The organism is Flavobacterium sp. FG68, assembly GCF_057808895.1.
Genome location: NZ_JBMDIY010000023.1, coordinates 45227 through 58150 on the forward strand (window position 1 = coordinate 45227; position 12924 = coordinate 58150).

14 protein-coding genes are annotated in these 12924 nt (G+C 33.1%); 5 read left to right on the plus strand and 9 right to left on the minus strand.

Annotated elements, in window-relative coordinates; translation table 11 throughout:
- Positions 1-3 precede the first annotated feature (3 nt).
- The 4 genes from ACODSB_RS15290 to metG form a co-directional block, all read right to left on the minus strand.
- Entirely contained in the window at positions 4-282 is a 279-nt protein-coding gene (locus ACODSB_RS15290; protein ID WP_488937681.1) for a hypothetical protein, read from the minus strand.
- Positions 283-528: 246 nt separating this feature from the next.
- Positions 529-951 (minus strand): hypothetical protein, encoded by a 423-nt coding sequence (locus tag ACODSB_RS15295; RefSeq protein WP_256636414.1) that lies wholly within the window; start codon positions 949-951, stop codon positions 529-531.
- Positions 952-994: 43 nt separating this feature from the next.
- Positions 995-1198, minus strand: a complete 204-nt coding sequence (locus ACODSB_RS15300; RefSeq protein ID WP_488937682.1) for a hypothetical protein — start codon at positions 1196-1198, stop codon at positions 995-997.
- A 100-nt stretch (positions 1199-1298) separates the two neighbouring features.
- Positions 1299-3353, minus strand: coding sequence for a methionine--tRNA ligase (metG, locus tag ACODSB_RS15305; protein ID WP_053473080.1), 2055 nt, complete (start codon positions 3351-3353; stop codon positions 1299-1301).
- Positions 3354-3751: 398 nt separating this feature from the next.
- On the opposite strand from metG, the gene ACODSB_RS15310 reads away from it, so the two are divergent.
- Entirely contained in the window at positions 3752-3979 is a 228-nt protein-coding gene (locus ACODSB_RS15310; protein ID WP_035632488.1) for a CDGSH iron-sulfur domain-containing protein, read from the plus strand.
- 57 nt (positions 3980-4036) lie between these two features.
- Here the strand turns inward: ACODSB_RS15310 and ACODSB_RS15315 are convergent, their stop codons facing one another.
- From ACODSB_RS15315 to ACODSB_RS15335, 5 genes are all read right to left on the minus strand, one after another.
- On the minus strand, positions 4037-4792 hold the full coding sequence (locus ACODSB_RS15315) for a DUF2695 domain-containing protein (protein WP_488937683.1): 756 nt from the start codon (positions 4790-4792) through the stop codon (positions 4037-4039).
- 31 nt (positions 4793-4823) lie between these two features.
- Entirely contained in the window at positions 4824-5726 is a 903-nt protein-coding gene (locus ACODSB_RS15320; protein ID WP_488937684.1) for a PhzF family phenazine biosynthesis protein, read from the minus strand.
- A gap of 163 nt (positions 5727-5889) precedes the next feature.
- Positions 5890-6447, minus strand: a complete 558-nt coding sequence (locus tag ACODSB_RS15325) for a YdeI/OmpD-associated family protein (RefSeq protein ID WP_488937685.1) — start codon at positions 6445-6447, stop codon at positions 5890-5892.
- Positions 6448-6452: 5 nt separating this feature from the next.
- Complete coding sequence (locus ACODSB_RS15330) at positions 6453-6962, minus strand: hypothetical protein (protein ID WP_488937686.1); 510 nt, start codon at positions 6960-6962, stop codon at positions 6453-6455.
- Positions 6963-6965: 3 nt separating this feature from the next.
- On the minus strand, positions 6966-7250 hold the full coding sequence (locus tag ACODSB_RS15335; protein WP_488937687.1) for a hypothetical protein: 285 nt from the start codon (positions 7248-7250) through the stop codon (positions 6966-6968).
- 613 nt (positions 7251-7863) lie between these two features.
- Here ACODSB_RS15335 and ACODSB_RS15340 point away from each other — a divergent pair.
- From ACODSB_RS15340 to ACODSB_RS15355, 4 genes are all read left to right on the plus strand, one after another.
- Positions 7864-8601 (plus strand): DMP19 family protein, encoded by a 738-nt coding sequence (locus ACODSB_RS15340; RefSeq protein WP_488937688.1) that lies wholly within the window; start codon positions 7864-7866, stop codon positions 8599-8601.
- A gap of 325 nt (positions 8602-8926) precedes the next feature.
- A complete protein-coding gene (locus ACODSB_RS15345; protein WP_488937689.1) occupies positions 8927-10477 on the plus strand; it encodes a patatin-like phospholipase family protein in 1551 nt (516 codons plus the stop codon).
- A gap of 91 nt (positions 10478-10568) precedes the next feature.
- Entirely contained in the window at positions 10569-11462 is an 894-nt protein-coding gene (locus ACODSB_RS15350; protein ID WP_053473070.1) for a hypothetical protein, read from the plus strand.
- Between the two features lie 24 nt (positions 11463-11486).
- A complete protein-coding gene (locus ACODSB_RS15355) occupies positions 11487-12881 on the plus strand; it encodes a tetratricopeptide repeat protein (RefSeq protein WP_488937690.1) in 1395 nt (464 codons plus the stop codon).
- Positions 12882-12924 lie beyond the last annotated feature (43 nt).

The following is a 12924-nucleotide window of genomic DNA, read 5'->3' on the forward strand; positions in this document are numbered from 1 at the left end:
GTATTATGCATTCATGATTTTCCTGCAGGCATTGTTAATTTCCGTATCAGAAAAAGAGCCGAGCGTTTCTGCTAACATTTTACTGGTTCGAATGGAGTTTATCATTCTGATTCTCAGATCTTGATCATCGCCCATTTCAGTTAACAGAATTGTCTCGAAAATTTCAGACAAACATTCGTGTTGATCTCTAAAATCATCTACAGACCAAAGGTCTGAAAGGAATTTTGCCATTGCTGTCATTACAGCTGTTTCTGTTGTTTTTTCATTTTCTCTTTTTTGCATAAACCTGAAAATATTAAACGCACGAATCCCTCGTTTTAGATGTGCAAAAAATACCCCATAGGGATAGGTTTTCCCATTGTTTCCTCAGGGACATCATGACGAGGGATTCGCTTATGTTAACTTTTATTAGAAAGTTCCTAAATAAATCCTATAGTGTATTTTTTGCAGAACAAACTTACAAAATGTTTTAAAAAATCAAACAAAAAAGAAAGTTATTTCTTTCAAAAAATAATATCTTATGTATTGTTAATTTTTTGCATTTAATTTTTCGACATAATTTTTTGCATTTGCTAATAGTATATTTTCTAAAGGTTCTTTGTTTTTTAATTTTTCCAAATATTCCTTACATTCCCAACATCCGCCTTCTTTATAAGCAATATTCCAATAACGTTTTGCTGCTTTTAATTCATTTGTTCTGTACATATATGCACCAAGTAAATAATAAAAATCACCGCTTTTAAATCCATCTTTTTGAGATTGATCAATAAAATATTTTGACTTTTCAATATTTCCATCTGCGTAAGCAATGTAAGCTTGATCTGTATATTTTTTTGCAATATCCATTTTGCTTTGAGTAGTTGCTGAATTCTGTGGAACACCAAAGATATTTTGCTGTGCATGTGAATTTGTTATTGTTAGAAATAAAATAAAAAGGATAGTTTTTTTCATATATAATTTTAGAATTTAATTTACCACAGCAAAGAAGACCAAACTATTTCTTTTTTAACCATTCTCGCATTTCAGAAATCACATCTTCATTTTTATGAAAACATCCATTTTCAATCTCTATTCGGCTCTTTTCAATTGCTATTTCTTGATCATTAGAAATTTTATAAAGTTCTTTTTCGGATGAATCGGAGATATTTTGAGGTGTATTTAGAAAATTCAAATCCATAATATTACTTGATGTACTCAAAATTATAATTATTTATTGAATGATATTTAAATAAAGAAAGTTATCTGCCACATATTTTAGGTAGATAACTTTCATTGAGTTATTGTTGAAATAAATTAAATTAATTTACTGTCGCTCCATTTGGCGCATCAGCATCAGGATTTACAAAAACCAATTTTCCTTCGGCATTTGTTGTCATCAAAATCATTCCTTGGCTTTCAACTCCGCGTAAAGCTCTTGGTGCTAAATTAGCTAAAACAGAAACGCGTTTTCCTATGATTTCTTCTGGAGAAAAACTCTCAGCAATTCCCGAAACAATTGTACGAACGTCAATTCCGGTATCAACTTTAAGAACCAAAAGTTTGTTTGCTTTTGGCATTTTTTCGGCCTCCAGAATAGTTCCGATACGAATGTCCATTTTGGCAAAATCATCAAACTGAATTAAATCTTTTTGCGGTTCAGCTTGTTTGTTTTCGGCAAGGTTAGCGGTTTTTGTAGCTTCCAATTTATCTATTTGTTTTTGTATTTCTTCGTCTTCTATTTTTGCGAAAAGCAATTCTGCTTCACCAATTTTGTGTCCTTCAGGATATAAATTCCAATCTTCAAATTCCAAATTCCAACTTAAATCTTTGATATTTAAAATTTTCGAAAGTTTATTTGCTGTAAAAGGCAAGAAAGGTTCAGATAAAACGCTTAATGCAGCAGCGATTTGAAGTGCAACATACATTTGAGTTTTTACACGTTCCGGATCATCTTTCATTACTTTCCAAGGCTCTTCATCAGCAAGATATTTGTTTCCTAAACGGGCAACATTCATCAATTCACCTAAAGCTTCACGGAATCTGTAACGCTCAACAGAACTTGAAATAACCGCCGGATACGCTTTTAATTCTGCTAAAGTTGCTTCGTCAATTTCTGAAAACTCATTTGGGGTTGGAATAACACCTTCGTAATATTTGTTAGTTAAAACCACAACACGATTAATGAAGTTTCCAAAAATGGCAACTAATTCATTGTTATTTCTAGCTTGGAAATCTTTCCATGTAAAATCGTTATCTTTTGTTTCGGGAGCGTTTGATGTTAATGCGTAACGCAAAACATCTTGTTTCTCTGGGAAATCTTCTAAATATTCGTGCAGCCAAACTGCCCAGTTTTTAGAAGTCGAAAGTTTGTTTCCTTCTAAATTCAGGAACTCATTTGCCGGAACGTTATCTGGTAAAATATAGCTTCCTTCGGCTTTAAGCATTGCAGGGAAAATGATACAGTGAAAAACAATATTGTCTTTCCCAATAAAGTGAACCAGTTTCGTGTCTTTATCTTTCCAATACGGTTCCCAGTCTTTTCCTTTTTCTGCCGCCCATTCTTTCGTAGACGAAATGTATCCGATAGGCGCATCAAACCAAACATATAATTTTTTTCCTTCGGCACCTTCAACCGGAACATCAATTCCCCAATCAAGGTCACGCGTTACGGCACGAGGCTCAAGTCCGCCGTCGATCCATGATTTAACTTGTCCGTAAACGTTCGGTTTCCAGTCGTTTTTATGTCCAACTAAAATCCATTCTGTTAAAAAATCAGAATAACGGTCTAAAGGTAAAAACCAGTGTTTTGTTTCTTTTAAAATTGGAGTTTCTCCGGTAATTGTCGATTTCGGATTAATTAAATCAGTCGCATTCAAAGTCGATCCGCAATTTTCACATTGATCTCCATAAGCTCCATCATTACCGCATCTTGGGCAAGTTCCAACCACAAAACGATCTGCTAAAAACTGATTCGCTTTTGCATCGTACAATTGTTCTGTTACTTCTTCAATAAAATCGCCTTTATCATACAAAGTCCTAAAGAATTCCGATGCTGTATCATGATGGACTTTTGCCGAAGTTCTGGAATAATTATCAAATGAAATTCCGAAATCAGAAAATGATTTGCGAATAATTCCGTCATATTTATCTATAACTTCTTGTGGTGTAATTCCTTCTTTTTTTGCTTTCATCGAAATTGCAACACCGTGTTCATCGCTTCCGCAGATAAAAGCAACATCTTTATTTTGCAAACGCAAATATCTCGAATATATATCTGCAGGCACGTAAACCCCCGCCAAATGGCCAATATGGATTGGTCCGTTTGTATAAGGCAATGCCGCAGTAATAGTATATCTCTTTGGATTTTGTATCATAACTCAATTTTATTGAGTGCAAAAATAAGCAATAGAATTGAGATTTTGTTATTACGCCGAGATTCGCCGAGAGTTTTCGCCGAGATTCGCAAAGATTTTTGTTGTTGTGGCGAAATAATCTCGCAAAGTCGCAGAGACGCAAAGTTTTTTAATTTTAGCCACAGATTAAAAGGATTAAAATGATTTTTACTTAAATCTGCGCAATCTTCGTGAAACAAAGCTTTGCGTCTCTGCGACTTTGCGAGATTCAAAAAATAAAAAACTCCGCGAATCTCTGCGAAAACTCTCTGTGGTAAAATTCAATAAAATAGAACCAGTTTAAACTAGCATTACCAGTAAAATCTTCAAGATTTATTTCGCAATCTTTGCTTTCCGAAAAAAAACAAAAAAACAAGTTTATGAGCAAGACAAAATTAATCATCAATAAAAACGGATCGATCAAAATAGAAGGTGATTTTGAAATCATGGATCCAGAAGGAGTACTTTACGGTTTACAAGGAAGATCTGCACTTGGGCTTTGCCGTTGCGGATTATCTAATAACAAACCATTTTGCGATGGAGGACACAGAAACAATTTCGAACATGATTCTGTTGCGTTTGATTTACCGCCAATGAAAACGAACTAATAATTCGAATTATCGAATTGATATAAAAAAAGCGACATTTAATGTCGCTTTTTTTATTTATATAATGTTATTCAATAGTTTTTCTAATTCTTTAATGTCACCTTTATGTCTGCTTAATTCAGTATTCATTTTTAGTAACCATTGTGGATTGTCTCTGTTTGTGCACCAAATTTTAACTGGAGTCCAATTTTTGTTTTTTGTAATAATTGCAGAATAATTACCTAATTGAATACGTTCGATAGCTAAGTCTTCAAGATTATAATTTAGTTCAGTTTCATTTATCCAGAGATTTATCCACTGTTCGTCATTATCATATTGAAAAGAAGAGAAATGAGTTTGTAAACTAACTGTGCAATTATTGTTTTTTCCTATTTGAAATTGGTATTCTTTGCTGTTTGTTGAGGTTATTTCTATTAGATTCCACGGTGAAGGAACTTTTTCGATACAAAAACCAAAATCAGTTTTTAAACTATTGATTTTTTGTTTTTGAATATCTTTTTTAACAATAGAATTAATTTTAGGCGGATTAAGATAATCAAACGAATCTTCAACATTTGCTAAAATTTCACAATCGCAATAACCACCATTTTCGGATAACCATTCAATGACTTCAGTTATATTTGAAACTCCGGTTTTTTGTAAAAATGTTTTTGTAATCACTGAACTATGATCACATCCATGTTTTAATTCGTCATCTAAAAAATCAAATAACTTTGGGAATATATTTTCATTAATAGGAAGGCTTTGTCTGAATTCGATTAGTTCTTCTTTCTCACGTTGCTTTGATAGTTCTTTTCGTTTTTTCTTATCCATAATATGAAGCTATACCATCAAATGTGATAGTTTAAATATACAATTCCCCTTTCATCGTAATAATCGAAGAACCGCCTACTAAAATATCTTCTTCACGGTTCATAACTTCAATCATTGATGCTTGTTTTAATTTTACGCCTTGAAGAATTTTATACTCTTTCTCAGATTTAGTGAATTTCTTTTGTGTTAAAAAGCCAATTAACGGGCCTGCAGCTGTTCCCGTTGCCGGATCTTCGTATATCCCGATTATTGGGTTAAAAAATCTCGTTTCGACTATATGTTCCTGACCTTCATCGGCAATGGTGAAACAATAAAAACCTTCAAAATTATATTCTTTTGAGATTTCGATTAAGAGTTGATTATCTGGAACACAGCTATTAAGTAATCGACTGTTTTTTATGGGAACCATTGTGTGTGCAACTTCTGTTTTAACTATTGTTGGCACAAAAGAATTCACATCTAAGTCTTCAATTTTTAAACCGAGAGCTACCGCAATTCTATAAGTTGGAATTTCCTGTTTGATAACTGCCGATTTTTGATGCATTTGAACAACAGGATAAAAAGTAACAGGATCAAAACTCACCGTTAACGGAATTGGGGAACGTTTCATAATTACAAAAGGTTCACTTTCGTTTTGCTCTTCAAAAATGGGCATTCCTTTTAGTAAAGCACCGCAGACAGCGCCTAATAAATTATGTCCTGCGCCGTCGATTTCAATTCCGGTTGGAGTAAACGAACGAACAGTCAGCGCTTTTTCGGTTGTAGAATAATAGACGAAAGAGGTTTCAGAATAGCCAAATTCTTTAGAAATATCCTTATAGGTTTCTAATTTTAAATTACCATCGGTAAAAACCACAGAAAGTGGATTCCCCTTGTAACTTTCGTTTGAAAATACATCTAAAACGTAATATTCTAATGCTTTTCTTCCTTCCATTCTTTATTTCTTTTATTTTTTTTGAGGCAATAAAATTACGGTTTATTATTGTAATTAACCTACAGGAAAAATACCCATTTTTATAGTTGTTTTATTAAAAGAAGTTCACCTTCAGGATTCAAAATTTCGGGTTGAACTGCTGGTAAAATAGACTTTCATTATTTTACAACATTCGCTTTCCTTCAGCGCTAAATTTTATTGCTTTTTCTAATCTTGCAAGTTTGGTTTTTTCTTGTTTGGCGCTCATAATTACGTGAATTATTACTTTTTTGTAGGATGGCGCCTGATTGTTGAAATATTCCCAAGCTGTTTCATTAGCTTTAAATTGCTTTTCGAACTCAGGGTCGAGAACATACGCTTCATTTTCATGCGAGTAAATTTTAGATCTTTCTTCAGATCTGTGTTCGAAAGCTTTTATTCCGGCTTCTTTCATCAATCCGGCTTTTGTGAGCACTTCGACTTTTTTAATGTTTATAACACTCCAAATACTCGACTTTTTTCTTGGCGTAAATCTAATCGTATAACTTTCCTCGTCAATAGCTCTTCGAATGCCGTCAATCCAGCCAAAACAAAGTGCCTGATCTACAGATTCTGACCAGGTCATAGATGGTTTTTTGGAGCTCACTCTATAGAAACCAACAATAAGTTCGGTTTCTTTTTGATAATGCTTTTCTAACCATTCTCTAAATTTTTCCTGGGTTGGGAAGAAGGTTGGGGTCATATTTGTTAGTTCTCTTTTAAAGGTGGAGGTGGTATCGGAAGAATTGAACTTAAATCACCAAAGTCAATAATTTGTTTTGTTGTTATAAAATTCAAATCTTCTCTTAAAGCAATTAACGAATCAATGTAATTATAAAGTTCTTTAGGAGCATCTTGACCATATATAAAAACCGATCTGTTTGTGTCTTTAGTTCTAACCTGAATTAAATAACCCTGACCATCGTCGAGATTTTCATCATAATATAGAGGCTTATATTTGTTTAGGTTTAGATTTTGAAGATACTGGTTTAGTTCAATTTTTTTATCATTTGAAATTATTGCATAGAAATTTTGTGGAGGATCAGGATAAGTCCTTTGAAAATACACGGTATCACTCCTTGTAAATTTTATTGAATTAATCTCAGCTAAATTTGAAGAAGATAAAACCAAACTGTCAAATGGAAATTCTGTTGTTTCTTCTTTTTTGCAACCGAAGAAAAGACACCCGATCGTAATTAATAAAACTGTTTTCCTCATAATTTAAACGAACAAATTCGCAATAGCTCTAACAATCCATAAAAGTATAATAAATAACAGAAAAGAGAATTGAGCTTTATTGACTTTTTGATTTCCAAACTTTCTAACCAATAATCGATCAATCAATATAACCAGAAAAACAGGGATCAAACCCATTAAAATATAAATTCCCAATAAACCATCTTGTGCCGAATTTCCTGTTATCAGGATTATGGCATAAATTATTCCTGCTAAAATGGAGAGAATTCCTAAAAGGAAAAATAGAGTTATGTTTTTTGGGAAGTTCATATAGTTGTTCTGATTATTCTTCTTGCACGAGCGAAAATTAGAATTGAAAGAATAAAATTAGTAAAAAGATAAAACCCAGTTATAGCTTCATGTCTAATTATTTCGAAACAAACAGTTACGACAAGCAATATTGAAAAGAAAATATTAAACCAGTCAATAAGTATTAGCAGAAAAACTTTTGATTGATTTGATTTCCAAATTCTTAAAAATGAAAGTAAAAAAATCAATAGACCCAATCCCGAGCTAATCCAGCAACTCCATATGTAGATAAAAAGTGTTTTAAAGCCACTAAAAAGAACGGGGTTATCAAAATAATAAATAAAAAACATAACGACTGACCAGATATTGGTAATTAAAAGAGAAAGAAGTAAACTTTTGCAAATAGTGGTTTTCATAGTTTTGGTGGTTTTTGGTTAAATGTTAAAAATCACATTATTACATTTATCATGCCGAAGGTTTTCCCATTTGATTTTATCGAATTCTATGCAGCCATTATCCCGAAATCAAAGTAGTTTTAGTGTTGAAAAATTCCAGAGAATAATATAGTCTTTAAGAAAAGCAGTAAATTTGTATTTACTGCTTTTTTTATTTTGAAAATTAAATAATCTAAATCATGGCAAAGGGACCCGAAAAAAATACCAAAAATAAGGCCTTGCACACTAAGTTGCTGAACAGAAAAAAGGCGAAGCTTCGAGAAGAAAAAGAAGCTCAGGCCAAAAGATTAAAGGCTTTAACAGCTAAAATGAATGAAAAAAAGAACGGCGAAGATCTTGATCTCAGCAAAAACAAATCTCAAAACAAAACCCAAATGGAGGAATTCGGTAGAATAATAGTTTCTGAAACAGCAATGAAAAGTGAAAATCCGCAAGATGTTATTCACTCTAATATTTCGGTAATCAATTTAATGCGAGAAGAAGGTGTAGACGACGAATTTATTCATGAAGATGCATTGACGAGTTATTATCTCGATTATTACTATTCACAATATACAGAAGGGAATTTTTCGCAATTTGTCTACAATTCAGGCTGGAACAAAGAATTAAACGAACTTATCGAAGAAGGTCTGGCTCTAATTGGTGCCGAAAAACATTTAGAATTATTTCTGGAGCAAAGCAAAAAAGTGAAACTAATAAGTAATATCAAGCTCGGAAAATTCCTGAAAGCGAAATTAGAAGGCGTAAATCCAATTCGTGATTCATTGAACAATGACACTTTTTTTGAATTAGAAGAAAACCTTGCCGAACTAAACGCCAATTTCTTAAAAAATCATCCCGATTTTGAAGTCCTTTCTGTAGACGAAATGTTTGCGGATCTGGAGGAATATGTTGGGCACGAGATTAAACGTGCGTAGTTTTTTCTGCCGCAAAGATTCACAAAGTTTATTCGCAGAGATTCGCTAAGGTTTTATGTTTTAATCTCGCAAAGTCGCGAAGTCGCAAAGTTTTATTTCTCTGCGACTTCGCGACTTTGCGAGATTAATTCACACTACTTTAAATATTCTTTGCGAATCTCTGCGAAAAATCTCCGTGCAGCTTTGTGGAATAAACTTTTTTCCACGTAAACACTTCTTTCTGAATTAATTGGTTTAAATTTAGTTCCGTATATTCTCTACGAATTCTCGTATATACTCAGATTGTTTAATGTTGAATAAACAATATTAATTAAAAGAATTTAGCATGAAAATTAAAAGACTGCAGCTGGTAATGTTGTTTCTTGTTTTTTTAGACAAAGGATTTTCCCAAAATAAAATCAACCTTTTTTCAGAGATTAATTACAGTTCGATTCCTGCGGTTTCTTTATCGGATTATAAATCGGTTCAGGAAAGAGATCAAAAGTTTCAAAACCCGCATATTGCACTCGGAATCGGGATTTCTGGCGGAGGCTCGCGTGCACAGTTTTTTAGTATGGGCGTTCTTCTCGGACTTGAAGAAATTGACGAAAATTATCTCCAGCGCAATTTTTTAAATGAAATCGATTATTATTCAACCGTTTCTGGAGGTTGTTTTTCGGCGGGATATTATTTAACCGTTTTAAAAAACAAACTGCATCATGATAATTGTTCCTTCAACGAATTTTACTTTTCAAAAGCCGATGCCTTCAAAGATTATGTAGATAAATCGGCCAATATTTTATCGCTTTTAAACAACAGCCGAAATGAAAAAGGCGATAAAATATCGATGTCACAACGCATTGATGCCGATATTTTGCAATACGATGTGACGAATCCTTACAACAAAGATAAATTTGATACTCAAATGCTTTTGTCTGATTTTTTTGTTCCAAAGGAAAGCAAATCACAACCTTCGCTGCCTATGTTTGTTGCCAACGGAACCGCTTTTAATAACGGCGAACGCATTCCGTTTATGCCGCATATCATCAAAGGATTAGCTATAGATGAATCACTTGCGCCCAATAAAGCTGATCTTGTTTTGAATCAAAACAAAATAAACGACGGTTACAATTTTCCGGTAACTTACGGAATTACGGCAAGTTCTGCTTTTCCGGGCGTTCTCCCAAAGGTGAAATTCGGGATTAAAAATCAGGATAAAATTTTATGTATTATTGACGGAGGCGCTTCAGATAATACAGGTTATAAAACTTTGGTTGAGTTGCTCCATGCCGATACTACTGTTGATGATAAAAACAAAAAAGCGCTTTTTATTGATTGTCTCGGACAAGGTAAAAAAACACCATATATCAACGATACGAAAATTGGACTGCTTTCCCTTTTTGAAACTGCTTCACTTTATACTGTTCAAACCCGATACATAACTTTTGACAGAGACGTAGAAAACACTTTTGAGCGCTATAAAATTCCGGTAAAAAACTACCAGGTTATAGGTTTTACTACTATTCGAAATCATTTGCAAAAAATGCAAAAAGATGAAAAGTACGAAGAACTGATAACAGAATTAAAAACCACAAATGACGACGCTGCCGGCTGGTTTAAATTATATAATGAATTTAAAACAGATATTGTAAACAAATTCGGTGAAAGCGCATTCAGAAAAAACAAAGACGGTGAGATAATCGCTGCAACACTTCAAAAAGATAAATTTTCAGAATTTACAGCCGGAGAAACTCTGTTAATGTATGAATACACCTCACACATTGAAACAAAACTCCGAATCAGACCAGAAGAAAGAGATATGCTGCTTTTGGCAGGACGATTTGCTGTGTTTTTAAAAAGCAATGAATTAAGAGAATTGTTAGTAGAATATAAATAATTTACCAATTTTATTAAATTTTTGATTTTATTTAAAAAGCTAACTAAGAATATTTTATATTTGATAGCCCCTAATTTTAAAATCAACACCAATGAAAATTAAAACCTACTTAATTCTCAGTGGCATTTTTCTATTTCTATATTCCTGTGGAAAAAATGAAAAACAGATCATTGACGAAAACGCCCCATCGTTAGCCGTTCAGTCTGAAAACCCAAAACCAGCAGAACAGCTTCTTTTTAGAAAAAGTGAAGACATTGTTCCTTCCGAAGAACTCAATTTGAGCCTGCTCAAAAAAACCGCCGAAAACCTAAACATCAAATATTCCAATATTAAAATTGAAGATGTAAGTTCAATTCGCTACAACAACGAAACAACCTTTTTTGTGATTTGTGTTATTAAGAAAAACAAAACAAAGTCGGGCGAAGAAGATTTAGGCAATTACTACGAAAGAAAATTCGTTTTTGTTAATAATGAAGACGGAAAAATTCTGGCAGAAGAAACCGATAAAAATCTCGGTTATTACGAAAATGAAGGTTTAAGAGTTGCAAAAACATATATTTTGAATAATGTATTACAGTTGAATGACAAAACTCCGGCCATAGCTTTTAGCACAGAAGTATATTCAAACAGCAGAGTTGTAATGTATTCTGAAGAAAAATTTACTATTGTCACTTTTGATGGAAACAGAATCAGGAAAGTTTTATACGAATACCCAATTCGCTCCGCAAACGGAGATTCAAACGGAGGAGGAACGTATCAAATAGAAACCTTAGAAACCGGGATAAGTCTTTCTGCCTCGCAAACAAGCGGTTTTTATGATTTATTAGTTTCAAAAATCTATACTTATGAAGACGCGGCCGAAGAAGATTTAGAAAACGACATTCAGCAAAAAAGCGACCTAAAAGTCAAAAAAGAATTCCAAAAACTGAAATTTGACGGAAAAACTTATTCGTTTAAAAAAGACGATCGAAATCGGTTTTTGTAAATTCGCATTCAATTGAAACAAAACATGTCAAAAAAAATCTTTTTTGTTGTACTCATTTGGCCTTTTTTCTTGCTGGCTCAGGAAAAACAAAAAGAGGCCGCAGATAATGTTACGCGCTATTATTATGATGATAAAGTAGTTTCGGTCGAAATTTGGTTCGGTGCAGATAAAAAGCAAGACAGTTCTAAAACCTATTATCCAAGCGGAAAGATCAACGAAGTTTTCTATTTTGATAAAGACGGATTAAAAGACGGTGATTGTTTTCAGTATAATTATCAAGGCGAAAAACTTGTAACCTGGAATTTTGCACACGGAAAAATGACGGGCAGAACAGATCATAAACTTCCGTTTAATAAAGACCGCGAAGAATCAGTCAAAAAAGCCTTAAAAATGCTGACGGATATTAATGCAAGAACGAATTTTAATCCAACGAGTATTAACGATTTGTATAATCGAGGTGTTTTAGGAGTGAGTCTTGGTAATAATACTTTGGCAATTGAAGATTTAAAAAAGGTTGAATTTGCCATCGACAAAGATCCGAAAAACAAAAAAGTAACAGAGTCAGATTCTGCTCAAAAGAAAACCGCAGTCTTTCGAAGTAAACTTTACGATCGAATGGGAAGTGTATATGCAAGTCTCGAAATGGAAGGTTTTGCCTATAATTATTATTTTAAAGCAATTAAGAACGCGCCCACTGATTATCGCATTTTATACAACTTTGCAACATTGTTGCAAAAACGAAAGTCGTATGATTTAGCGCGCTATTATTTAGAGAAAATTATAAAAGAAAAACCAGATCATGCCCAAGCATATTGGGCACTTGCCAGGTTATTGAGTGATGAAGGCAAGTATGAAAAAGCATTTGAAAATATCGAAAAAGCTTTTCAATATGACAAAGGAAATATAAAGGGTGGAAGAGATTTAAAAACAACCCGAGGTCTACTTTATCACAAACTGGGAGAATCTAAAAAAGGAATTGCTGATTTAGAAGCTGCATTAGAAATGGATAAAAACAATTCGTATGCAATGAAAAATCTTGGAATAATTTATCTCGACAAGAAAAAATATGATGATGCCTGCCAATTATTTCAAAAAGCAAAAGAACTTCATTACGCTTTGGTATATGATGAAAATGACCTGGATTCGCTTTTAGAAAGTGCCTGTAATAAACAGCCATTAGAAAAATTGGTTAAAAACAAACCTTTTGTTTCGCCAAATCCGGCGCAGACAACCATTTCCATAGAAAACTTCGGTGCTAAAAACTTTGATTTTGAATTCTTTAATTTCGAATCAAAATCAGTTTTAAAAGGAAAAACCAGCGACGGAACTATAAACATCATTAGTCTTGATTCCGGATTTTATATTTTGAAAACTACAGTACGAGATGCTGTAGAAACTTTTAAGCTGATCAAAGAATAAATCTATTCTAAAAACTTCATTTAAAAACAAAAATACTCTGTGC